The organism is Pseudomonas arcuscaelestis (assembly GCF_016881005.1).
GTDB classification, from domain to species: Bacteria; Pseudomonadota; Gammaproteobacteria; order Pseudomonadales; family Pseudomonadaceae; genus Aquipseudomonas; species Aquipseudomonas arcuscaelestis.
This window is the reverse complement of sequence record NZ_JACOPV010000004.1, coordinates 426,341-450,020: the sequence shown is the minus strand read 5'-3', so window position 1 is coordinate 450,020 and position 23,680 is coordinate 426,341. Positions and strand designations below refer to the sequence as shown.

General features: G+C 58.3%; 25 protein-coding genes. 8 read left to right on the top strand and 17 right to left on the bottom strand.

Annotation, left to right across the window (positions count from 1 at the left end; translation table 11 throughout):
* The first annotated feature begins 99 nt into the window (after window positions 1-99).
* The 6 genes from hemJ to H8F21_RS08375 all read left to right on the top strand — a co-directional run bounded on the left by hemJ (window position 100) and on the right by H8F21_RS08375 (window position 4,506).
* Complete coding sequence (hemJ, locus tag H8F21_RS08400) at window positions 100-525, top strand: protoporphyrinogen oxidase HemJ (RefSeq protein WP_203584213.1); 426 nt, start codon at window positions 100-102, stop codon at window positions 523-525.
* 33 nt (window positions 526-558) lie between these two features.
* Window positions 559-1,524, top strand: a complete 966-nt coding sequence (locus H8F21_RS08395) for an NAD(P)H-dependent flavin oxidoreductase (protein WP_203584212.1) — start codon at window positions 559-561, stop codon at window positions 1,522-1,524.
* Between the two features lie 36 nt (window positions 1,525-1,560).
* Window positions 1,561-2,334 (top strand): SDR family NAD(P)-dependent oxidoreductase, encoded by a 774-nt coding sequence (locus H8F21_RS08390; RefSeq protein WP_203543836.1) that lies wholly within the window; start codon window positions 1,561-1,563, stop codon window positions 2,332-2,334.
* Window positions 2,335-2,405: 71 nt separating this feature from the next.
* A complete protein-coding gene (locus H8F21_RS08385) occupies window positions 2,406-2,744 on the top strand; it encodes a histidine triad nucleotide-binding protein (RefSeq protein ID WP_136474238.1) in 339 nt (112 codons plus the stop codon).
* 65 nt (window positions 2,745-2,809) lie between these two features.
* On the top strand, window positions 2,810-3,457 hold the full coding sequence (gene coq7, locus H8F21_RS08380) for a 2-polyprenyl-3-methyl-6-methoxy-1,4-benzoquinone monooxygenase (protein WP_203479829.1): 648 nt from the start codon (window positions 2,810-2,812) through the stop codon (window positions 3,455-3,457).
* A gap of 8 nt (window positions 3,458-3,465) precedes the next feature.
* Entirely contained in the window at window positions 3,466-4,506 is a 1,041-nt protein-coding gene (locus H8F21_RS08375; protein ID WP_203479830.1) for a DUF2157 domain-containing protein, read from the top strand.
* 102 nt (window positions 4,507-4,608) lie between these two features.
* Here H8F21_RS08375 and H8F21_RS08370 read toward each other — a convergent pair whose 3' ends face one another.
* Window positions 4,609-5,031 (bottom strand): OsmC family protein, encoded by a 423-nt coding sequence (locus tag H8F21_RS08370; protein ID WP_038616192.1) that lies wholly within the window; start codon window positions 5,029-5,031, stop codon window positions 4,609-4,611.
* A 189-nt stretch (window positions 5,032-5,220) separates the two neighbouring features.
* Between H8F21_RS08370 and crp the strand changes: the two genes are divergently transcribed.
* Window positions 5,221-5,865 carry a cAMP-activated global transcriptional regulator CRP gene (gene crp, locus H8F21_RS08365; protein ID WP_203584211.1) on the top strand — a complete coding sequence of 215 codons (645 nt, stop codon included), beginning with the start codon at window positions 5,221-5,223 and terminating at the stop codon, window positions 5,863-5,865.
* Here crp and H8F21_RS08360 read toward each other — a convergent pair.
* From H8F21_RS08360 to H8F21_RS08300, 13 genes are all read right to left on the bottom strand, one after another.
* Window positions 5,862-6,566, bottom strand: coding sequence for a lipoate--protein ligase family protein (locus H8F21_RS08360; RefSeq protein WP_203543835.1), 705 nt, complete (start codon window positions 6,564-6,566; stop codon window positions 5,862-5,864). The genes crp and H8F21_RS08360 overlap by 4 nt on opposite strands.
* 54 nt (window positions 6,567-6,620) lie before the next feature.
* Window positions 6,621-7,457 carry an indole-3-glycerol phosphate synthase TrpC gene (gene trpC, locus H8F21_RS08355; protein ID WP_203584210.1) on the bottom strand — a complete coding sequence of 279 codons (837 nt, stop codon included), beginning with the start codon at window positions 7,455-7,457 and terminating at the stop codon, window positions 6,621-6,623.
* Window positions 7,454-8,503 carry an anthranilate phosphoribosyltransferase gene (gene trpD, locus H8F21_RS08350; RefSeq protein WP_203584209.1) on the bottom strand — a complete coding sequence of 350 codons (1,050 nt, stop codon included), beginning with the start codon at window positions 8,501-8,503 and terminating at the stop codon, window positions 7,454-7,456. The genes trpC and trpD overlap by 4 nt, the downstream gene beginning before the upstream one ends.
* 9 nt (window positions 8,504-8,512) lie before the next feature.
* The gene (locus tag H8F21_RS08345) at window positions 8,513-9,106 is read right to left on the bottom strand and encodes an aminodeoxychorismate/anthranilate synthase component II (RefSeq protein ID WP_203584208.1); all 594 of its coding nucleotides are present in this window, start codon (window positions 9,104-9,106) and stop codon (window positions 8,513-8,515) included.
* 76 nt (window positions 9,107-9,182) lie between these two features.
* Complete coding sequence (trpE, locus tag H8F21_RS08340; RefSeq protein WP_203479836.1) at window positions 9,183-10,664, bottom strand: anthranilate synthase component I; 1,482 nt, start codon at window positions 10,662-10,664, stop codon at window positions 9,183-9,185.
* Between the two features lie 69 nt (window positions 10,665-10,733).
* Entirely contained in the window at window positions 10,734-11,552 is an 819-nt protein-coding gene (locus tag H8F21_RS08335; protein WP_203479837.1) for a phosphoglycolate phosphatase, read from the bottom strand.
* Window positions 11,549-12,223 (bottom strand): ribulose-phosphate 3-epimerase, encoded by a 675-nt coding sequence (gene rpe / locus H8F21_RS08330; RefSeq protein ID WP_203479838.1) that lies wholly within the window; start codon window positions 12,221-12,223, stop codon window positions 11,549-11,551. Before rpe ends, H8F21_RS08335 begins: the two co-directional genes overlap by 4 nt.
* A 133-nt stretch (window positions 12,224-12,356) precedes the next feature.
* A complete protein-coding gene (locus H8F21_RS08325) occupies window positions 12,357-13,184 on the bottom strand; it encodes an ABC transporter permease (RefSeq protein WP_203479839.1) in 828 nt (275 codons plus the stop codon).
* Between the two features lie 11 nt (window positions 13,185-13,195).
* Window positions 13,196-14,443: an ABC transporter permease gene (locus H8F21_RS08320; RefSeq protein ID WP_203479840.1), complete on the bottom strand. Its 1,248-nt coding sequence runs from the start codon at window positions 14,441-14,443 to the stop codon at window positions 13,196-13,198.
* Between the two features lie 64 nt (window positions 14,444-14,507).
* Complete coding sequence (locus tag H8F21_RS08315; RefSeq protein ID WP_203479841.1) at window positions 14,508-15,542, bottom strand: ABC transporter substrate-binding protein; 1,035 nt, start codon at window positions 15,540-15,542, stop codon at window positions 14,508-14,510.
* A gap of 40 nt (window positions 15,543-15,582) precedes the next feature.
* Window positions 15,583-16,707: an ABC transporter ATP-binding protein gene (locus H8F21_RS08310; protein WP_203479842.1), complete on the bottom strand. Its 1,125-nt coding sequence runs from the start codon at window positions 16,705-16,707 to the stop codon at window positions 15,583-15,585.
* Between the two features lie 257 nt (window positions 16,708-16,964).
* The gene (locus H8F21_RS08305; protein WP_203479843.1) at window positions 16,965-17,594 is read right to left on the bottom strand and encodes a response regulator; all 630 of its coding nucleotides are present in this window, start codon (window positions 17,592-17,594) and stop codon (window positions 16,965-16,967) included.
* A gap of 1 nt (window position 17,595) precedes the next feature.
* Complete coding sequence (locus H8F21_RS08300) at window positions 17,596-19,995, bottom strand: PAS domain-containing sensor histidine kinase (RefSeq protein WP_203479844.1); 2,400 nt, start codon at window positions 19,993-19,995, stop codon at window positions 17,596-17,598.
* Window positions 19,996-20,089: 94 nt separating this feature from the next.
* On the opposite strand from H8F21_RS08300, the gene H8F21_RS08295 reads away from it, so the two are divergent.
* Entirely contained in the window at window positions 20,090-21,094 is a 1,005-nt protein-coding gene (locus H8F21_RS08295; protein WP_203479845.1) for an alpha/beta hydrolase family protein, read from the top strand.
* Here H8F21_RS08295 and H8F21_RS08290 read toward each other — a convergent pair.
* Genes H8F21_RS08290 through H8F21_RS08280 form a run of 3 tightly spaced genes read right to left on the bottom strand, consistent with a single transcriptional unit; the run spans window position 21,091 to window position 23,550 of the window.
* Window positions 21,091-21,855: a TerB family tellurite resistance protein gene (locus tag H8F21_RS08290; protein WP_203479846.1), complete on the bottom strand. Its 765-nt coding sequence runs from the start codon at window positions 21,853-21,855 to the stop codon at window positions 21,091-21,093. The two genes, H8F21_RS08295 and H8F21_RS08290, sit on opposite strands and share 4 nt — an antisense overlap.
* Window position 21,856: 1 nt before the next feature.
* Window positions 21,857-22,528 (bottom strand): N-acetylmuramate alpha-1-phosphate uridylyltransferase MurU, encoded by a 672-nt coding sequence (murU, locus tag H8F21_RS08285; RefSeq protein WP_203584207.1) that lies wholly within the window; start codon window positions 22,526-22,528, stop codon window positions 21,857-21,859.
* The gene (locus H8F21_RS08280; protein WP_203479848.1) at window positions 22,525-23,550 is read right to left on the bottom strand and encodes an aminoglycoside phosphotransferase family protein; all 1,026 of its coding nucleotides are present in this window, start codon (window positions 23,548-23,550) and stop codon (window positions 22,525-22,527) included. The genes murU and H8F21_RS08280 overlap by 4 nt, the downstream gene beginning before the upstream one ends.
* Window positions 23,551-23,680: the final 130 nt, after the last annotated feature.

The window sequence follows — 23,680 nt, the reverse complement described above, 5'->3', positions numbered from 1 at the left end:
AATAGGGGGCCGCAAACACGCCCACAACTGTTGAGATGGCCCGCGAGGCGCCTAGCCTCTACTATCTGACGACCGTGAACCCTGAAGGAACTCAACTCCATGCTTTTTCTCTGGATCAAAGCGCTGCATATCGTCAGCGTGGTCTGCTGGTTTGCCGGGCTGTTCTACCTACCGCGCTTGTTCGTCTACCACGCGCAAAGCCAGGACAGCATCAGCCAGGAACGTTTCATCGTCATGGAGCGCAAGCTGTATCGCGGCATCATGCTTCCGTCGATGATCGCCACCCTGGTCTTCGGAATCTGGCTAATGAGCCTGACGCCAGGCTTTCTCAGCCAAGGCTGGATGCACGCCAAGCTCACCCTGGTCATTCTATTGATCGGTTACCACCACATGTGTGGCGCGCAACTCAAACGCTTCGCCCGTGGTGAAAACACGCGCAGCCATGTGTTCTACCGCTGGTTCAACGAAGTACCGGTTCTGATCCTACTGACCATCGTAATTCTGGTGGTGGTCAAACCGTTCTAATCTCAAACCTTATTCAGCCTCGGGAAACCTGCCATGTCCCTGCCTGCACAGCTCGACCAACGTCTGCGTCTGCCAGTAGTGGCGGCGCCGATGTTTCTGATCTCCAACCCGCAATTGGTACTGGCCTGTTGCGCCAATGGCGTTATTGGCAGTTTTCCTGCGCTGAACCAGCGTGACAGCAATGGTTTCAAGGTCTGGCTGGAGGAGATCGAAGCGGGCTTGGTAATACTGAAGAACCCCGCACCCTATGCAGTCAATTTGATCGTGCATCAAAGCAACCCACGCCTGCAGGCGGACCTGGCGCTATGTGTTGAACACAAGGTACCGATCGTGATCACCAGCCTCGGTGCAGTAAAGGAGATCGTCGATGCAGTGCACAGCTATGGCGGCTTGGTGTTTCATGACGTAACTACACGGCGCCACGCCGAGAAAGCCGCAGAAGCTGGGGTCGATGGATTGATTGCCGTCGCAGCGGGCGCTGGTGGCCACGCAGGCACCTGGAGCCCGTTCGCCCTGGTCGCCGAAATCCGGCAGTTCTTCGATAAAACGCTGTTGCTTGCCGGCAGCATTAATCATGGCCATGAAATCCTCGCCGCCCAATTGCTTGGCGCGGACCTCGCCTATTTGGGAACCCGATTCATTGCCACCCATGAAAGCCATGCTTCAGGCCCCTACAAAGAAATGGTGCTACAGGCTAAGGCAGCCGATATTATCCACACCGCTGCAGTTTCCGGGGTGCCTGCCAGTTTTATACGCCAAAGCCTGGAAAACGCCGGCTTCGACATGGCAGCACTGCGCAGCCATACAGAAATCAAGCTCAAACCCATCGATGACGAAGCCAAGGCCTGGAAGACCGTCTGGTCTGCAGGACAAGGCGTCGGCACCATTGACGCGCTTTGCTCGGTAGAGCAGCTGATAACCCGCTTGGATGCCGAGTATCGCCAGGCGCAATGTTCAGCCGTAGCCCTTGGCCAGCGCTGGCCTGCCGGACGCCTGTAAACTTGACCTTTTACCCCTTCCCGCCTGGAGAATTGCATGACCCGTTACGCCATGATCACCGGTGCTTCCAGCGGCCTCGGCCTGGCACTGGCCGAGGCGCTGGCACGTCGGGGACGCAATCTGATTCTGGTGGCCCGCCAACGTGACCCGTTGGAAAGCATCGCTATCGAGCTGACTCAACGCTTTGGTGTTGAAGTGCTGTTTCGCGCCTGTGATCTGGGCGAACCTTTGCGCTTATCTGGATTTCTACTGGAACTTGAAGAAAGCGAGCGATACATCGACCTGCTGGTCAATTGTGCGGGCATTCGCACCTACGGACCGTTCCTGGCTCAGGAATGGGGAGACGAGCAAGACCTGATTGAGGTAAACATCCTCGCCCTGACCCGCCTTTGCCACGCCTTGGGCAATGCAATGGCCGTACAAGGCGGCGGACAAATCCTCAATGTTGCATCTCTGGCAGCCTTTGCTCCTGGCCCATGGATGAGCAGCTACGCAGCAAGCAAAGCCTATGTACTGCACTTCTCCGAAGGTCTTCGCGAAGAGCTCAGACGTACGGGAATAAAAGTCTCGGTATTGTGCCCAGGCCCAGTGCGCTCACCGTTACGTCGAGTTCCTCGCCTGGAAAAGGGCCATCGGGCCCTAAGCCCCGAAGAGGTAGCGCTGCATACCGTACGCGCCCTGGACAAAAATCGCGCACTGATCATTCCAGGTCGACGCAACCGCTGGCTGGCCTTCGCGCCGCGCCTTTTGTCGCGCTGGATCACACGCAAGCTGACCGGTGCCATCAATCAGGCCTATAGCCCACGCTGAGCGCACAGGGCTGGGCGCCGGCTCCCAGCCTGAGTACACTCAGGCACGACCCCTAACATGGAGCAACCGTAGTGGAAACTCTGTTCACCAAGATCATCAACCGGGAAATCCCGGCCAAGATCATCTACGAGGACGACCAGGTTCTGGCCTTCCACGATATCGCCCCGCAGGCACCCGTGCATTTTCTGGTCATTCCGAAAAAGCCGATTCGCACCCTCAACGACCTTACCGAGGACGACAAGGCCCTGGCCGGACACATTCTGTTCACCGCCCAGCGGCTGGCCAAAGAGCAGGGCTGTGAAGACGGCTTTCGCGTAGTCATGAACTGCAACGAGCTGGGTGGCCAGACTGTTTACCACATTCATATGCATGTGCTTGGCCAACGCCAAATGCATTGGCCGCCGGGCTGATCCAGAACAAGAACGATCATCTCGATTGCGGTAAACTATCGGGCACATTCTTGCGGAGGTGCCCGATGGCTACCGAACGTCACTATTCGCCGCTCGACCGCTTGTTGCTGCAGGCCGATACTGCCATGCGTACCTTGCTGCCCTTCAGCGGCCAACCATCCCGCCCGTCACCGGCAATCATCCAGCCGGATGCAAGCCTGGACGATACCCAAACCCGCCATGTCGCCGGGTTGATGCGTATCAACCATACTGGCGAAGTCTGTGCGCAGGCGCTGTATCAGGGTCAAGCCTTGACCGCCAAACTGCCACAAGTGCGCAAGGCCATGGAGCACGCCGCTGAAGAAGAGATCGACCACCTGGCTTGGTGTGAACAACGCATCCGTCAGCTTGGCAGCCATCCGAGCGTACTCAACCCACTGTTCTACGGCATGTCGTTCGGTATTGGAGCGCTGGCCGGTCTGGTCAGCGACAAAGTCAGCCTCGGTTTCGTTGCAGCCACCGAGCACCAGGTGTGCAAGCATCTGGACGAGCATCTGGAGCAGATTCCGGCCGAGGACGAAAAATCCCGGGCTATTCTTGAGCAAATGCGTGTCGACGAAGAACAGCACGCGGAGTCAGCACTGGAAGCCGGCGGTTTCCGTTTCCCTGCCCCCGTGCGTTTTGGCATGAGCCTGATGGCCAAGGTCATGACCAAGAGCACCTACCGTATCTAGGACACACTATGGCAGAACGCTTCGATGCCAAGGACCTGGCCCGCGCTGTTAGCGCAGGCGTTCTGAACCCGGGCCAGGATAAAGCCCTACTCGACTTCCTCAAGCGCCAGCCTGCAACGCAGGCCAGCTTTCAACTGGCCCATATTGCCTTCTATTTCGGTGCCTTGCTGATAATGGGCGCCATGGGCTGGCTACTCAGCGAAGCCTGGATGCGCGTCGGTGACAGCGCACTATTGCTGATTGCGCTGATCTATATTGGTGGTTTTACCTTGGTCGGCCTGCTTATGCAGCGCCGCGGTCAAATCGTCCCCGCCGGCGTACTCGGCGCGGTAGCCGTGAGTATCGTGCCGCTGGCTGTGTTTGCTATAGAGCGCCTGACGGGCTTCTGGCCACTGGAAGACACGCAAAGCAAGTATCACAACTACTACACCTACGTGCAGGGCGGCTGGCTGCTCATGGAGGCAGCTACGGTTGTTGCTGGCCTGCTGATGCTACGCCTGATCCCCTTCCCTTTTATCATCATGCCAATTGCCGGGGCGCTATGGTTCATGTCCATGGATCTGAGCGAGTGGTTCTACGGTGACAGCTTCGATTGGGACCAACGGCTCACGGTGTCGCTATGGTTCGGCCTCGCAGTGCTCCTGGTCTTTCTACTGATCGATGGACGCACCCGCCAGGACTATGCCTTTTGGGGCTACTTGGCTGGACTGCTGGCGTTCTGGTTGGGGCTGAGCATGATGGAAAGCGACAGTGAATTGAGCAAAGCGCTTTATTGCCTGATCAATCTAGGCCTGATGGCATTGGCGGTGTTGTTGCGCAGAGCGATGTTCATGGTCTTTGGCGCCATGGGCGTGGCGGCGTACCTGGGCTACCTGTCGTACGACGTATTTGCCGAGTCACTGCTGTTTCCAGTGGTACTGACCTTGATCGGGCTGGGTGTGATTGCTTTGGGTGTGTTTTACCAAAAACATCGAGAGGCCTTGAGCGTTCGGCTTCGTGCATTGATGCCTGATAGCCTGCTGCAATTCTTGCCAGCCCTGCGTCGTTGACGTCTCGATGATTGGCTTTGACAATGGATCTGGAGACGCGGCGGATTGCGGGGCAAGCCCGCTCCCACAGTGGTTGAGTTCACCCAAGGGAGCGGGAGCGTTTTAACCGAGTTCGACAATCTCGTAGCTGTGGGTGATTTCGACACCCGCTCGACCAAGCATGATCGATGCAGAGCAGTACTTCTCCGCCGAAAGCTCCACGGCACGCTTCACTTGGGCATCCTTGAGTCCGCGGCCCTTGACCACGAAGTTCAGGTGGATCTTGGTAAAGACCTTCGGATCCTCGCTGGCGCGCTCGGCCTCCAGGAAAGCTTCGCAGCTTTCCACGGCCTGCCGGGATTTTTTCAGAATGCTGACGACATCAAAGTTGCTGCAGCCACCGAGCCCCAGCAAAAGCATTTCCATGGGCCGCACACCTAGATTGCGACCGCCAGCCTCAGGTGGTCCGTCCATCACTACGACATGACCGCTACCCGATTCGCCCAGAAACATGGCTTCACCTGCCCACTGGATACGCGCCTTCATCTTCCGGACTCCCTTGTTTGAAAAAGGCTGCCAGCTTAGACCCAGAAGGGCTCGCGGAAAAGCTCAAGCATCAGAGTAAATCTGCCGATACAACAACAAGTGTCTGATAAGCTGGCGCCAAATCACTGGCGCGCGCCGCCAGACTACCTATAAAAGTACACAAGCGTCGCCTCTTACCGGGATTCAGCCATGGTTGCCTCAGCCCTTCCAGCCAAGATCAAAAACATCGACAAGTTGCTCGCTCATTGTCAGCGCCGCCGTTTTGCAGCCAAAAGCAATATCATTTGCGCAGGAGACAAATCCGATACGTTGTCGTTTATCGTCAAAGGGTCGGTAACGATCATGATCGAAGACGACGATGGCCATGAAATGATCATTGCTTACCTCAACAGTGGCGATTTTTTCGGTGAGTTGGGTTTGTTCGAGCCGGTTGGTCAGGAACAACCTCGCAGTGCCTGGGTGCGAGCAAAGAGTGAATGTGAAGTTGCCGAGATCAGCTACGAAAAATTCCGCGAACTGGCCCGCCAGGACACCGACATCCTTTATGCCTTGGGCAGTCAAATGGCACAGCGCCTGCGCAACACCACGCGCAAGGTGGGTGACCTGGCGTTCTTCGATGTTACTGGGCGCGTGGCCCGCTGCTTGTTGGAACTGTGTAAGCAACCCGACGCAATGACTCACCCAGATGGCATGCAGATCAAGATCACCCGCCAAGAGATAGGTCGCATCGTAGGCTGTTCAAGGGAGATGGTCGGCCGCGTGCTCAAAGATCTTGAAGAACGCAGCCTGGTTCACGTCAAAGGAAAAACGATGGTGGTTTTCGGCACTCGCTAGTCGCGTGCGATACCTTCGATCACATGGGTGTAGGCCTGGCCAAGACGTTCAAGCAAAGGTGCATCAGGCACTACTTCATGCAGGGCAATGTGACTGTCGGCAAGGCATCGCTGTTCCAGCTCACAGCATTCATTGAAGCGATTGACCGCAGCCACCATCGACTCGCGTTCGTTATCGAGCAACAAGGCCCCGTGCACCAGCACCACCGGCCGCTTGCCGCCCAGCCCCTGGCGCCAGCGCTGGGCAGTGCCAACCAACTTGCGACCGTTCAGGTTAACGTTGTAGCGGCCATCACAAAATGCGCCTTCGATCTCGCCTACCGATGCCAATCCACCCCATTCGCGCAGTACCTCACATAGGGGCAGGCACAATCGCTCGTAAGCGTTCTCGATGCGGCCATGATCGCCTTCACTACGCGGCGCCACGTAGATCAGGGCAATATTGATCACTGCTGGTGACTGCGGCACTGGCTCGCCGCCGGTCTCGCGCAACAGGACCGGCCACCCAGCAATCGCAAGTTCTGCGCAGGCCGCCTCAAAACCCTCAAGGCGACTCATGCGGCGCGGCATCACCAGCGCACGATCGGTTGGGCGCCAAAACAATAAACCGTAATCGCGTTCACCCTTGCACACCGCCGCCAGCAATTGCTGCTCGGCCTGCAGCCCCGCCTCGACAGTCACATCCATTATTTGATCAGTCATCGGAATAACCTTAGAGATACAAAAAAGCCGGCAATTGCCGGCTTCAGTGTCGAATCAGTCCAGTCCTGGTACCAGGTTCTGCACCGCGCGCTCAGGGAAGAACAGACGTTGCAGCTCCAATCCCGGATGCTCGGCACGCATGAAGGCTTCACCGACCAGGAACGAGTACACCTCGTTGATTTCCATTAACTCGACATCCGCGCGATTGAGGATACCGCTTTCGGTAATGGCCAGACGATCGCGAGGGATTCGCGGCAGCAGGTCGAGCGTGGTTTCCAAGCTGACCTCAAAAGTATGCAGGTTACGGTTGTTTACGCCGACCAGCGGAGTGTCGAGGGTTTTCAGTGCCCGCTCCAGCTCATCGCCATCGTGGACTTCAACCAGTACATCGAGGCCGACACTTTTCGCAGTTGCGGCCAGCTCGGCCATCTTCACATCATCGAGCGCCGAAACGATCAACAACACACAATCTGCGCCCAGGGCACGCGCTTCAACGATCTGGTAAGGATCGATCATGAAGTCCTTGCGGATCACCGGCAACTTGCAAGCTGCGCGAGCCTGCTGCAGGTAAACGTCGGCACCCTGGAAGTAGTCGACGTCTGTCAGCACCGACAGGCAGGTCGCACCGCCCTTCTCATAGCTGACTGCAATGTCAGCGGGCGCAAAGTTCTCCCGGATAACACCCTTGCTCGGAGAAGCTTTCTTGATCTCGGCGATGACTGCCGGCTGCTTGCGCTTGGCCTGTTCGATCAGTGCATTGGCAAAGCCGCGCGGTGCATCCGCAGCGCAGGCAAGGCGCTCAAGCTCGGCCAGGCTGACTCGCGCACTGCGCTCAGCGACTTCCTGAACTTTGCGCGCCAGGATGTTTTCCAGAACCGTCGGTACACTCATCCTTCATTCTCCAACTTGAATACGGCGGTGAAAGCGCCCAGTTCTTCGAGTTTTTCCCGAGCAAGCCCAGTATGCAGTGCGTCATGGGCCAGCTCGACACCTTGCTTGAGGCTCATGACATGGTCGGCGGCATACAACGCGGCGCCGGCGTTAAGCACGATCATTTCCGCAGCCTTTTGCCCGTTCTCGGTCTTGCGGCGTCCCAACGCGTCGCGGATCAATTCCAGGGATTTTTCCGGACTTTCCACTGCCAGGCCATGCAGGCTTTGGCTTCTCATACCAAGATCTTCGGGCTCTACCCAATACTCGGTAATTTGGTCATTCCTGAGTTCGGCAACGAAGGTTGGGGCGGCCAGACTGAATTCGTCCAGGCCGTCCTTGGAGTGCACCACCAGGACATGCTTACTGCCCAGGCGCTGCAACACTTCGGCCAGCGGCCGACACAGCGCCTGGGTAAATACGCCGACCACCTGATGCTTCACACCGGCCGGATTCGTAAGCGGGCCAAGCATGTTGAAAAGCGTACGCAGGCCCAGGTCGCGGCGCGGCGCAGCGGCATATTTCATTGCTTTGTGGTGGGTCTGGGCGAACATGAAACCAATACCGACGCTGTCGATACAACGAGCAACCTGCACCGGCGTCAGGTTCAGGTAGATGCCAGCGGCCTCAAGCAGGTCAGCACTGCCGCTCTTTCCAGAAACAGCACGGTTACCATGCTTGGCCACCGTGCAGCCGGCAGCGGCAACAACAAAAGCTGAAGCTGTAGATACGTTGAAGATATTCGCACCGTCGCCACCGGTACCCACAACATCAACCACTTGGTCGAGCGTATTGAGCTCAACCTTATCCGCCAGCTCACGCATGACCGAGACCGCACCAACGATTTCGTCGATGCTTTCGCTCTTCATGCGCATGCCCATCATGAACGCGCCGATCTGCGCTTCGCTGCACTGGCCAGTCATGATTTCGCGCATTACGTCGCGCATCTCTTCGGTGCTCAAATCCAGATGACCGACAATACGGCCAAGGGCGCTCTTGATATCCATGATCGTTCCTTAGCGGTGGCCGCCGGTCTGTTTGAGGAAGTTGGCGAACAGCTCGTGGCCCTGCTCGGTAAGAATCGACTCAGGGTGGAATTGCACCCCTTCTATATTCAGTGTCTTGTGTCGCAAGCCCATGATCTCGTCTATCGAGCCATCTTCCAGTGCAGTCCAGGCGGTGGGCTCAAGGCACTCGGGCAGGGTTTCGCGCTTGACCACCAATGAATGGTAGCGGGTTACGGTCAACGGATTGTTCAGGCCTGCAAATACGCCAAGATCCTTGTGCAAAACCGGGCTGGTCTTGCCGTGCATTACCTGGCGGGCACGCACTACATCTCCACCAAAGGCCTGGCCAATAGACTGGTGACCCAGGCATACGCCGAGAATCGGCAGTTTGCCCGCAAAGTGCAAAATGGCTTCGATGGAGACACCGGCTTCGGTCGGCGTGCAGGGGCCGGGCGAAACCACTATGCGCTCGGGGTTCAGGGCTTCGATTTGAGCAATGCTCAGCTCATCATTGCGAATGACCTTGACCTCCGCACCCAACTCGCCAAGGTACTGCACGACGTTGTAGGTGAAGGAGTCATAGTTGTCGATCATCAGTAGCATCTGGGTTCAACCTCTAGAATCAATTTCGCCGGGTGTACAGGCGCTAGGCGGCGCGCTTGGGGCGCCGCGATTTTGATTAGCTGCGTGGCGTCTGTTCCGCCAGCGCTACGGCCCGGAACATTGCCCGGCGCTTGTTGATGGTCTCTTCCCATTCCAGTGCAGGTACCGAATCGGCAACAATGCCGCCACCGGCCTGTACATGCAGCTCGCCATCCTTGATGACCGCAGTGCGAATCGCGATTGCTGTGTCCATGTTGCCATTCCAGGCAAAGTAACCGACCGCACCGCCGTATACGCCGCGCTTGACCGGCTCAAGTTCATCGATGATTTCCATGGCGCGAATCTTTGGCGCCCCGGACAAAGTGCCTGCAGGCAGAATTGCGCGCAGCGCATCCATGGCGCTGAGGCCCTCCTTCAGTTCACCGGTAACGTTGGAAACGATGTGCATGACGTTGGAATAACGCTCGATCACCATCTTCTCGGTGACCTTCACAGTGCCGGTGGTCGACACCCGGCCAGCATCATTGCGGCCCAGGTCAATCAGCATCAGGTGCTCGGCGATTTCCTTGTCGTCCGACAGCAAGTCTTCTTCAAGCGCCCGATCCGCCTCTTCGGTTGCACCACGTGGACGAGTGCCAGCGATGGGACGAACAGTAACGAGGTTGTCTTCGACCCTTACCAGTACTTCAGGTGAACTGCCGACGACATGGAAATCACCGAAGTTGAAGAAGTACATATACGGTGTTGGGTTGAAACAACGCAGGGCGCGGTAGAGATCAATCGGCGCGGCCTTGAAGTCGATCGACATCCGTTGGGACGGTACGACCTGCATGCAATCGCCCGCCAGGATGTACTCCTTGATGGTATCGACTGCACGCTCATAGTCACTCTGGGTAAAACTGGAGCGGAAGGTCGGCTCAGCAGCTTGCGGACCACCCAGCTCCAGGCCCCGACGCGGCGTAATCGGGTGACGCAGTTGTTCAAGCAAGCCTTCCAGGCGCTGCAGGCCGCTTTCGTATGCCTGTTCCTGCGCTGGGTCGACCAGCACAATGGCGTGCATCTTGCCCGCCAGGTTATCGAACACCACGACGGCATCGGAAACCATCAGTAAAATGTCTGGTACACCCAGCGGATCAGGATTCGGGCACTTGCCCAGGCGCTTCTCTACGTAGCGTACACAGTCATAGCCGAAGTAACCCACCAGGCCACCGTTGAAGCGCGGCAAACCGGCAATGGTCGGCACGTTGTAGCGTTCCTTGAAGGCCTCGACAAAGGCCAATGGATCGTCCACATCGTGACGCTCGATCTCTACGCCATCATGGGTGATTCGGACTTGATGGTCATGCACGCGCAACACCGTGCGGCAGGGCAAGCCAATAATCGAGTACCGCCCCCACTTCTCACCGCCCTGCACAGACTCGAGCAAGTAGGAATTGGGTTGATCAGCCAGTTTCAGGTAGATCGACAGCGGCGTGTCGAAATCGGCCAGCGTCTCGCAGGCCAGAGGGATACGGTTGTAGCCGGCAGCAGCCAGGCGCAGGAACTCTTCGCGGGTCATGATAGCCTCGTGGCAAACAGCAAATAGGTCAGACAGGCAAACGGGCCGACAAGGGTCGGCAGGGAACAGTCAGGCGCGCCAACGCCAACGGGCCAAGGCCTTGATGACTTTCATCCAGAGTTTGCTGGTAACCGCCACGATGGAATCTCTATCTTTGGGGGAATGAACGTCCGTCAACGTTATCCCAGTGGCCGCATCTAAGCAACCAGGCAACAGTGCGCGCAGATCATCAATAACCAGGCAAGGGGCTTCATCGCTGATCGGACGCCCATGGTTGTAACCATAGGTCAGCCCCACGCACTTGACTCCAGCAGCCTTGGCCGCCAACACATCACTGCGCGAGTCGCCGATAAACAAGGCCTGATCAGCGGACACTCCAGCCATTTTCATGACAAACAGCAAGGCTGCCGGATCTGGCTTTTTCTGTGGCAGGGTGTCGCCACCGATGATCCAGCGAAAATAACGGCCAATCTTCATTTGATCGAGCAACGGCGCGACGAAGCGCTCCGGCTTGTTGGTAATCAGGGCCATTTCCACGCCCTGCTTATGCAACCACTTGAGTGTGTCCCGCACACCGGGATAAACCACCGTCAGTTCGTGATTGTCCGCATAGGCCTGCATGAACAGTTCCAGGCCTTTTTCTGCTTCGTCCTCATCGACGGCGGTGTAGTCCAGGCCGCCCGCCAGGGCCCGGCGCACAAGCACCGGGGCACCGTTTCCAACCCAGTGGCGCACGGCCTCAAGGCCCGCGGGCTTGCGCCCCATTTCGAGCAGCATTCGATCCACCGCCGCGGCCAGGTCTGGAACCGAATCGATCAGAGTACCGTCCAGATCGAACATCACCAGCCTGGGCAGCGCCCCGGGGAATAGCTGCTCGAAGCCACTCATGGGCGAGCCAGGGCCAGTTCGGCACGCATTTTGGCGATAACCTCCTGGTAGTCCGGCGTATTGAAGATCGCCGACCCTGCAACGAAGGTATCGGCACCGGCGGCAGCGATTTCGCGAATGTTGTTCACATTCACTCCGCCGTCGATCTCGAGGCGGATATCACGGCCGCTGGCGTCGATCAGCGCACGTGCTTCACGCAGCTTGTCGAGTGTGCCAGGAATGAATTTCTGACCGCCAAAGCCTGGGTTGACGCTCATCAACAGGATCATGTCGACCTTGTCCATCACGTACTTGAGGGAATCGAGCGGGGTTGCCGGGTTGAACACCAGGCCAGCCTTGCAACCGCCGTCACGAATCAACTGTAGTGAACGATCGATGTGCAGGGTAGCTTCCGGATGGAAGGTAATGAAACTGGCTCCTGCCTCGATGAAATCGCCGATGATACGGTCAACCGGGCTGACCATCAGGTGCACGTCAATCGGCGCGGTAACGCCGTATTTGCGCAGCGCGGTGCAGACCATAGGGCCGATGGTCAGGTTGGGAACGTAGTGGTTGTCCATCACATCGAAGTGAACAATGTCGGCACCAGCGGCCAGCACATTGTCGACTTCTTCACCCAGGCGGGCGAAATCGGCAGAAAGAATGGAGGGGGCAATAGCGTAGGGCTGCATGGCGCACCTGTAGGGCAGAATCACGGTGGCGCGCATTGTACCTCAGGGAAACGGTCACCGGCTGACCGGTATCAAACCGTACGACAGATGCAGCCCACTCCCACAACGGGAGCGGGCTTGCAACGCGATACCGTCAGCCAGGCTGCTGAGTACGCAGTTTTTCGCTACGCCCACGCAGCCATTCGAGGGTCAGCAGCAGCAACACCGAAAACGCGATCAACAGGGTCGCCGCCGCGGCGATGGTCGGGCTGAGGTTCTCGCGGATGCCGCTGAACATCTGCCGAGGCAAGGTCGCCTGTTCAGGGCCGGCCAGGAACAACGTCACGACCACTTCATCGAACGAAGTGGCAAAAGCGAACAAGGCACCAGAGATCACCCCGGGGGCGATCAACGGCAAGGTCACGCGGCGAAAAGCGGTAATAGGCGAGGCGCCGAGGCTGGCTGCCGCACGCACAAGGTTGTAGTTGAAGCCCTGCAACGTCGCCGAAACGGTGATGATGACGAACGGCACACCCAGTACCGCATGCACCAGAATCAGCGAAATGAAGCTGTTGCCCAGGCCCAGCGGTGCAAAGAACAGATAGCTGGCCACACCGATGATCACCACAGGCACCACCATCGGTGAAATGACCAGCGCCATGATCAGCGGTTTGCCAGGGAAGTCGCCCCGGGTCAGGCCGATCGACGCCAGGGTACCGAAGATCATCGCCAGCACGGTCGCCGCCGGGGCGACGATGATGCTGTTCTTCAAGGCCCGCATCCACTCGGCCGAGGCGAAGAAGTCGTGGTACCACTGCAGGGAAAAACCTTGCAGTGGATAGACCAGGAAGCTGCCAGAGTTGAAAGACAGCGGAATGATCACCAGAACCGGCAACACCAGGAACAACAGGATCAGCCCGCAAAGGATGCGCAAACTGTAGAACCAGACCCGCTCGACGGGCGACATGTAAGGACTCAGCATGACAACGCTCCTCAGCTCAGGCGCAGACGGCTGGCGCCGACCAACCAGCTATAGATCAGGTACAGAATGACGGTAGCGAGCAGCAATAGGCCGCCCAGCGCAGTAGCCATGCCCCAGTTGATGCTGGTGTTGGTATAGAAGGCCACGAAGTAGCTGACCATCTGGTCATTTGGACTGCCGAGCAACGCCGGGGTGATGTAGTAGCCGATGGCCAGGATGAACACCAGCAGACAGCCCGCACCTACACCTGCATAGGTCTGCGGGAAGTACACCCGCCAGAAACTGGTGAAGGGGTGGCATCCCAGAGAGATGGCTGCTCGCATGTACGTGGGTGAGATCCCTTTCATTACGCTGTAGATCGGCAGAATCATGAACGGCAGCAGAATATGAACCATGGAGATGTACACACCGGTACGGTTGAACACCAGCTCCAGTGGTTTGTCGATGATACCCAGGGCCATCAACGCACTATTGATCAGGCCACCTGACTGCAGCAGCACGATCCAGGCCGCAACTCGCACAAGGATCGATGTCCAGAACGGCAGCAGCACCAGAATCATCAACAAGTTGCTTTGCCGGGTCGGCAGGTTGGCGAGCAAGTACGCCAACGGATAAGCCAATACCAGGCAGAGTGCAGTGATAACGAAGCCCATCCACAGGGTGCGGGTGAAAATATCCAGGTAGATGGACTGGTCCGGCGTAGCCTTGGCCAACTCGCCAAGGTCGTCGATGCGGTGGTCCACCGACGCCAGCAGATAGAATGGTGTGACGCTACTGGTGTTACGGCGAATTGCCTGCCAATAGGCCGGATCGCCCCAACGCTCGTCCAACTCCTGCAGCGCTTCTTTATACGAAGCCGGCTCGGTCTTGAATGGCAAAGCTCGGGCAGTTTTCGCCAGCAGGCTGCGATAGCCGGCCAGCTCCATGTTAAGTCGTTTGGACGTATCGCCAAGGGTCTGGTTCTTCCGCGCCTGGCCCAGGTCTTCACTCAATGCCTTGTACACCGACTCACCCGGCAGTCCTTTGCCGTCCCATTGCTCAACTGCTGCAACGGTCTGCGGCAAGCCATTGACAACTTCCGGGTTACCGACACTCTTGTAGAGCAGCGCGGCGATGGGCACCAGAAAAACCAGGAGCAGGAACAGCGCCAGCGGTGCGATCAGGGCTTGCGCCTTCCAGCGGTTGACCCGCTCGGCACGCGCCAGACGCTGCTTGAGGGTGGAACCGGCGCCTTCATTCAGGGGCACTGCGATGGCCATAGCGAACTCCGAAATCTTGAGAACAGGAAGCGTCGGCAACAGGCCGACGCTTCATCAGCCGACCTTACTTGGCAGCCCAGGCGTTGAAGCGTTGCTCCAGCTGCTCACTGTTGTCAGCCCAGAAGGTGACATCGATCTGCACCTGGTTGGCGATGTTTTCCGGGGTGGTCGGCATGTCTTTCTTGACCTCGTCGGAAAGCAGGCTCACCGCTTTGGAGTTGGCCGGACCATAGGCAATGTTTTGCGAGTAGGTCTTCTGTTGCTCAGGCTTGACCGAGAAGGCGATGAATTTCTTCGCATCTTCAGCGTTCTTCGCACCTTTTGGGATGGCCCAGGCATCGAAGTCGTAGATGCCACCGTTCCACACCACTTTCAGGTTGCTTTCTTTCTGCACGGCGGCGATTCGGCCGTTATAGGCCGAGCTCATGACCACATCACCCGAGGCCAGATACTGAGGCGGCTGCGCACCTGCTTCCCACCACTGAATGCTTGGCTTGAGCTCGTCGAGTTTCTTGAAGGCACGGTCCTGGCCTTCCTTGGTACCGAGCACCTTGTAGACATCTTTTGGCGCAACGCCGTCAGCCATCAAGGCAAACTCCAAGGTGTACTTGGCGCCCTTGCGCAGCCCACGCTTGCCCGGGAACTGCTTGGTGTCCCAGAAATCGGCCCAACTGGTCGGAGCGGTTTTCAGTTTGTCCGCGTTGTAGGCCATGACGGTGGACCAAACGAAGAAGCCGACGCCACAGGGTTGAATCGCACCTGGAACAAAATCTGCCTCGTCACCGAACAGCGCCGGATCGAGTTCTTCGAACATTCCCTCATCACAACCGCGGGCCAGCTCTGGAGACTCGACTTCAACCAGGTTCCAGGACACGCTTTTGGTGTCGACCATGGCTTTGATCTTGGCCATTTCACCGTTGTATTCGCCAGCAACGATCTTGCCGCTGCCCGCTTTTTCCCAAGGCTCGTAGAATGCCTTGGTCTGGGCGGCCTTGTTGGCGCCACCAAAAGAGATCACGGTCAGATCAGCCGCGGCCATGGCCTGGCCCGCTGCAAACAGCCCCAGCGTCAGAGCGGTCAACTTCAAGTGTTTGAGCATTATTATTCTCTCCACAGTACAGGGTTGGTGAAGCAAACCTTCAATTGGCTTCCAGAATCGGATCAAGCGCGCGGGCGTGCTCCACTTCCCAGCCAAGCGGTACCACATCGCCTACGGCCAGGGCCGGATCGAGCTCGGCAATAGGCTGTTTCACAAAGAAATCGGCCTTTCCGCACACTTCCAGACGAACCCGTACGTGGTCGCCCAGGTAGATGAATTCGGCTACCCGACCAGAGAACCGGTTAACACAGCTCTCGCTATGACCGTTCAGGCGTACGCGCTCGGGACGAATGGAAAGGGTCACGGGCTCACCGCTCTGACCGACGTTCACGGCCAGCGCTTCGACCTTCTCGCCACGAGGAAGCTGCACCAGGCAACGCTCACCGTCCTGACTGATCAGCCGGCCATTGATACGGTTGTTTTCACCAATGAAGTTGGCGACGAAGGTGTTTTTCGGCTCTTCATAAAGGGTGCGCGGATCGGCGATCTGTTGAATCTCACCTTGATGGAACACCGCTACGCGATCGGACATGGTCAGCGCTTCGCCCTGATCATGGGTCACATACACCACAGTGACGCCGAGGCGCTGGTGAAGGTGCTTGATCTCCATCTGCATGTGTTCACGCAGTTGTTTGTCGAGCGCACCCAGCGGCTCATCCATCAATACCAATTGCGGTTCGAACACCAGCGCACGGGCCAGGGCCACACGCTGTTGCTGGCCACCCGACAGTTGACCGGGGTAGCGCTTGGCGAAGGCGTCAAGCTGAACCATGTTCAGCACGCGTTTGACGCGTTCGCTGATGTCGGTTTTGCTCAAGTTACGCACACTCAACGGGAAGGCCAGGTTCTCAGCCACGGTCATGTGCGGAAACAATGCGTAATTCTGGAACACCATGCCGATGTCGCGCTTGTGCGGCGGCACGTTATTGATTGAGCGGCCTGCCAGCTGGATTTCACCGGCGGTGGGCGTTTCAAAACCTGCGAGCATCATCAGGCTGGTGGTCTTGCCGGAGCCGGAGGGACCGAGCAAGGTGAGGAACTCGCCTTTGCGAATATCCAGGTTGAGGTCTTTGACGATCAGCGATTCGCCGTCGTAGCTCTTCTGCACACCACGGAAGCTGACCAGCACTTCGCCGGCTGCAGCGCTCGAATTCACCTCACTCATACCTGTACCTTCTTGTTGGATGACTGCCGTGTTCACAGCCTAGTGAAGGGACCGACGGCCGCAAATCGGCACTCAGGAGAGATTTCCATCAGCAAGATGGAAGGGCTGGGGTAGGGATTGCCCTACAAAGATGGCGTTTTTGGATATGTGCCAGTGAAATAGAAACTATCGCGGGGCAGGCCCGCTCCCACAACAGCCGATTTGTAGGAGCGGGCTGGCCCCGCGGTTCAGTAGACACAGCGTCGCTTCTGGAACACTCAGAGCAACTTATGCTCCATGGCGTACTTCACCAGTTCTGCCAGCGAGTTCACATTGAGCTTCTGCATCAGACGCGCCTTATGGGTGCTGATGGTCTTGTTGCTTAACGCCAGTTGCTGGGCGATGTCGTTGACGTTAGCGCCCTGGGCCAAGCGCTCGAATACCGAGAACTCTCGCTCCGACAGCAGAGAGTGCAACGGCCGGGAGTCAGTCAATCCGACTTCGAAGACCATACGGTCGGCCAGGTCCGGATCGATGTACCGCCCGCCCCCAGCGACCCGTCGAATCGCGGTCAGCAGCAGGGCCGGGTCGCTGTCCTTGGTGGCGTAGCCTGCGGCACCGACCTTCAACGCCCGCGCCGCCATCTGGGCTTCGTCGTGCATCGACAGCACCAGGATCGCTGGGGGATTGTGTAACGCACGTATACGCGGAATCGCCTCAAGCCCATTGACCCCCGGCATGGAAATATCCAACAGCACGACTTCACAGTCGGTATGACGCAGGGTCTCCAGCAGTTGCTCACCGTTAGCGGCCTCCCCTGCTACCTGCATGTCCTTGGCCAGACCAATCAGCTGCTTGATGCCTTCACGGACAATGGTGTGGTCTTCGGCAACCAGAACTCGAATCACATTACCGCTCCTGTTTCAGGGGAATTCCCACACTTAGGCTGGTGCCTTCGCCGGGTTCACTCTCAAGGATCATTTGCCCACCCAGCATGAGCACGCGCTCACGCATGCCTACCAAGCCAAAGGAAGTCGGGCGGCTTTCCTCCGGGGCAAAACCAATGCCGTCGTCAATGACTGTCAAACGCAGGATCTGACTGTCAAGGCTTAAGCTGATCTGCACAGTATGCGCCTGCGCGTGGCGCATGATGTTGGTCAGGGCCTCCTGCAAGATGCGAAACAGGCCAATGGCCTTGGCATCGCTTAACGCCGGCAGGTTTTCCGGCACCTGCACCAGGCACGGTATCTGCGTACGCGCCTCGAAACGCCGTGCCTGCCACTCGATTGCCGAGGCGATGCCGGCATCCAGAATCGGAGGGCGCAGAGCCGTGGCGACATCGCGAACCAATTGGAACAATTGAGCAATCAATCGCTTCATGCTCGACAGGCGCTCATTGAGGCCAGGATCGAGATCGGCGTAGGCCAGTTCACACATGGACGTTTCCAGCTTCAGCACTGTCAGCATCTGCCCCAATTCGTCATGCACCTCCCGGGCAATTCGCCCTTTCTCCTCCTCACGAACACTTTCCATGTGCGCCGACAGTTCGCGTAATTGTTCCTGAGAGCGGGCCAGTTGCAGTTCGATGCGTTTGCTGGGGGTGATGTCCCAGACCACGCCATCCCAGACCACCCGGCCATCGCCCAAGCTGCGGGCACTGGCTTTGATATCGGCCCAGCGCTGTTCACCGTCGCGGGTCAGGATTCGTCCTTGCCAGGACCAGTCGCGGTCGGTGGCCAGGGCGAGGTCCTGGACTTTGTGGTAGTCCGCGCGATCTTGCGGATGAACCAGGTTGCGCAAACCCATGTCCGGGTGCTGCAACGCAGCCGGGGTGTAACCAACCAACGCCTCGCTGCCTTCGCTGATATAGGGAAACTCCAATTCCCCCTCGGCCGGGTTACGTTCGAGCCGGAAAACCAGACCCGGAACGTTGCCAGCTATACCTTTGAGTCTGGCCTCACTTTCGCGCAAGGCTGCCAGCGCCCGGCGACGCTCAGTGACATCGGTCAGAAAGACCACCAAGTACTCGGCGTCGCGAAAACGTAGAAAACTCAGCGATACGTCCACTGGCAGAACACTGCCATCGGCCCGCACGCATTGGGTTTCGAAGTGCTGAGCGACATCGTTGCTGCTGCGCGCGCCCTTCCACAGTTCGAGCCAGCGATCCATATGCAAACCGGGCTCGAAATCGATCAGCGGCCGATCCACCACCGCACCCTCGCTGTAGCCGAGCATGCTTTCAGCTGCGTGGTTGGCGTAGCGCACGTGACTGTCCCAATTGACCCAGAGAATGCCTACAGTGCTTTGATCGATGGAGAATTGGCTCAAACGCAACGCCTCTTCCCGCGCCCGGCGCTGGTTGATGGTTTCCCGTGCGGTCAGTAGGTTATGTTCCAACTGATGCAACTGGCGGCGCTGCCAAATCACAATGGCCATGCTGCTGAACAGCAAAGCGGCAAACAACAAGCTCAGGTTTTGCCAGAATCCAGGCGACTCACTCAGTCTTGGGTACTTGGGCTCCAGCCAGCGTTGATGCAACTGTTCCAGGTCCTTGGCCGGTATCGCTTGCAGGCCGCGCTCAAGAATATCCGCCAGTATCGGCCAATCGCGCCGCGAAGCGACCCGCAAAAGTTGCGGCAAACCAATGTCACCCACAACCGCCAGGTCGCTGAACTCGCTCTCTCGCGAGAGTCTGCTCAGTTGCGCCTCATCGATCACCGCATATCGGGCTTGCTCGCTGAGCACCAGTTGCAGTGCCTCGCGCTCTTGAGGAACACCTTGCAGGTTGAGGTTCGAATACGTGGCTCGCAGATAGTCAGCTACGGCACTTGGCATGCGTACTGCAACGCGCTCATTGTCGGTGAGTTTTTCCAGATCAACTGCCACAGCGCCCGTGCGCGGGCCGACAATCAACTGCGGCACACGCATGTACGGATCACTGAACAACCACAAACGCAAGCCAGCCGGCGTCTGGGTCAGGCCGGGGGCCAGATCGATCTCTCCGGCCCGCAGTGCTTGCTCCAGGGCAGCTTGATCCGTGAAGTTGCGCCACGTCAGATCCAACCCCAGCGACTGCCCCAGCCAGTTCATCAGTTGCACATTGACCCCGTACAGTTGCTGGAGACGACGATCGAACTGAGCAAAGGGCGCCTGCAGCACCAACCCTACCCGCAGGCTGCGATGCTGTTCGAGCCACTGCTGCTGTGCGGGCTCGAGAACCACAGCCGGCGGCGGGACCGCAGGAACCGCCCACACAATCAAGGACCAGCAGAAACAGCCGATAAGCAACAGGCAGCGCACTGATTTCATCTAAACGCTCATCAAGCAATGGATGGCCACCGAACATGGCCGTCCCGGGCAAATACTATTAGGCTGCCGGTATAACTCTGGCCTGGATAAATCCATGTTCGCACTTTATCGCACGACGCTACCGGCGTTTTGCCTTTCACTGATACTACCTTGTAGCGCACTCGCTGCTGCGGGCGAAACTGCGCAAGCATCGACCAACGAGCAGCCGCCGGTTGTCCAGCGCCAACCGTTGGCCGAGCGCAGCCAAGAAGATGCCCTGGCACTGAAACGACAAGTGCCCCGGGACGAGCAGCAAACGCTGCAAGCAGGCAGTGACAGTTTTCTCGCCCTATGGAAGCCCGCCAACACCAGCGAGCCGGAGGGCGCGCTGATTATCCTCGCCGGTGCAGGAGAGACTGCTGACTGGCCGAAAACGGTCGGCCCCCTGCGCCGCAAATTTCCGGATGGTGGCTGGCACAGTCTGAGCCTGAGCCTGCCCGATCTTCTGGTCGACAGCCCGCAAGCCCGCGTCGAAACTGCACCAGCACCGAGTCAGCCGGTGACCCAGGGCCAAAGCGCGCCGGCCAAGGATACCCCTGACAACGCCAATGCCAGTGTCGAACAAGCGACAGCCGCAGAAGGGGAAACCAGCGAGAACGCCAGCCAACCTGCATCCTCCAACAGTGATGACAAAGCGGATGCTGAACGAATTTTCGCGCGTTTGGATGCAGCCGTTGCCTACGCCCAGCAACACAATGCGCGCAGGGTCGTACTGCTTGGCAATGGCAGCGGTGCCTACTGGGCCGCGCGCTATATCAGTGAACGGCAACCTGCGCAGATCCAGAAGCTGGTAATGGTCGCAGCGCAGACCCCAGCGCGGGCCGAACTGAGCCTGGATGTGCTGGCACCGTCACTGAAAGTACCTACGGCAGACTTCTTCTATACCAATCAGGAACAGGCGCGGCAGGCGGCAGAATTGCGTTTGAAAGCCAGTAAACGCCTCAGGGACAGCAACTATCGCCAGGTCGGGTTGACCGCCATACCTGGTAATAGCACGGCGGAGCAAGAGCAACTGTACCGTCGGATCCGAGGCTGGCTAAGCCCGGAAAAAGCCGACTAAAAACCACGACGCTGGCGGATGACCGCGTACGCCTGATGCAAATCACGTGTGCGATCTGTGGCTTCACGCACTTGGGACGGGCTTGCGCCGCTACCCACCAATTTGTCCGGGTGGTGGCGGCTGAGCAACCGGCGATAGGCCTGTTTGATCTGCGCAGGCTCCGCATGTTGCTCCACGCCCAGCAAGCGCAAGGCTTGCTGATAGCCGAGGCCCGCATCGGACAAGCCATGCCGCTGAGGTTCATACTCCAGGGCCAGCGCCTGGACTTTGGCTGCCGACCATCCCAGTTTCTGCCCCCAATCGAGCAACAGCTCACGCTCGTGACGCCCCGCCCGACCATCAGCCCAGGCCATGCGCCAACAAGCCCGCAGCATCCCTTCGGCAGCATGAGGTTGCTGCTTCAGACGCAGCAGGTAATTGCCCAGGCGGTCTTTACCGTTCTTGCCGCGGTTGAACGCGGCGATGGCTCGACGACGTTCAGGCTCGCCCATCTCCAGGCGATACATTTCCTGCCGCGCTTGCTGAATGTGCCCTTCGCCCACGCGGCCATCGCTCTTGGCCAAACGACCAAGCAGAACAAACAGCACCTCGTCGTCACGCAGTACCGGACGCCCACCCAAGCGCTCACGAACATGGGCCCAACTGTGCAATTGCATACGGCGATCCATCGCCTGACCCAGCAGCGCCCCCAGCAATGCCCCAGGAATGCTGGCAATGGCGAAGCCGGCCCCGGCACCAATCACTGTGCTCGGCCACAACATATCAGCGGCGTCCTTTGATCAATTGCTCGGCTTGCGCCAGCCTTTCCAGGGTTCCGACATCCACCCAGCAGCCTGAATAGTGCTCACCCGTGACCCGCCCCAGGTTCATCGCATCGCGCAGCAGCGGTGCCAATTTGAAGGCACCCGCCTCACAGCCATCGAACAAGGCAGGATCGATGACGGCTATGCCGCTGTAGGTCAAGGTGGCTGCGTTCTCCACCCCGTCACTGACAAGTCCTTGCTGCAGGCAAAAATCACCTTTGCCATGATGGCCGGGGTTGTCGACCAGCACCAGGTGGGCAAGGCCGGCAGGCTTTTTCGGCAGTCTGGAGAAATCGTATTCGCTCCAGACATCGCCATTAACCAGCACAAAAGGTTGCTTACCCAGCAGAGGCAGCGCCTTGTAGATGCCACCACCGGTCTCCAGTGGTTCACCCTCCGCCGAATAACTGATGCTCAGCCCCCAGTCGGCGCCGTTGCCCAGGTGAGCCTCGATCTGGGCCCCCAGCCAGGCATGATTGATCACCACTTCCTTGAAGCCCGCTGCCGCCAGGCCACGCAAGTGGTACTCGATCAGCGGCACGCCGGCCACCGACACCAAGGGTTTTGGCGTATGCAGGGTGAGCGGCCGCATCCGCTCGCCCTTTCCCGCCGCCAGAATCATCGCCTTCATGGACGCGCTCCTGCAGCTGCCTGCAGACTTTCAATCAGCTCATCAAGCTCGGCCAGCTCAGGGCGGCGAGCGATCACTTCGTCTATATAGGCAAAGAAGCGCGGCACATCGCCCAGGTAACGCGGCTTGCCATCACGGTGGCAGATTCGCGCAAAAATCCCGATGACCTTGAGGTGGCGCTGTACCCCCATCAAGTCGCTGGCACGATGGAAGTCCTCAAAATCAGCCTGGACCGGGATGCCTTTGGCTTGGGCCCTTTGCCAGTAATCTTCGAGCCACCCCTGCACGCGTGCTTGCGGCCAGCTGAGGAAGGCGTCCTTGAACAGGCAGGTGATGTCATAGGTGACTGGGCCGTAAACGGCATCCTGAAAGTCCAGCACACCTGGATTGGGCACGCTTTGCATAAGGTTGCGTGGCATATAGTCGCGGTGCACCAGCACTTTTGGCTGGGCCAGAGCGCTGTCGATCAGCACTGTACTGATACGCTGCCAGGCAGCCAGTTGTACATCGGTGAACGCCACGCCCAGTTCACGGCCCACATACCACTCGGGAAACAACTCAAGCTCGCGGCGCAACAGCGCCACATCGTAGCTTGGCAACGGTGCTTGCATCGGCAATTGCTGAAGTGCCAGCAACGCTTCAATAGCATCATCGAACAGGCCATCGGCGTTATCCGCGTTGATTACATCCAGGTACGTCTGGGTGCCCAAGTCGCTGAGCAAAAGAAAACCGCGCTCCAAATCTTGCGCGTGGATAACCGGAACATTGACCTTGGCGGCGGCCAGCAAGTGGTCGATATCGACAAAGGGACGGCAGTTTTCCTGAGGGGGTGGCGCATCCATCACCACAAAACTGCGGCCTTCAGCCTGCCAGCGGAAGTAGCGGCGAAAGCTTGCGTCGCTGCTCGCAGCGGTCAGGCTAGCGGTCGGAACAGCACCCCAGCCCTGTTTCTGAAACAGATTCGCCAGTTGTTCTTCGAGCCAGACAGTAAGGTGTTGCAGGCGTACATCATGATCAGGCATTACAAGGGTCTCCGACGGCCCTAGCCGTCAAGCGGGTCATGCTTTATTATCCAGCATCTTTTTCAGACCATCGAGAGGCGTGCGGCCCCACACGCGGGCAGATGGCACGCAGGAAGCCCGGACTAATAAG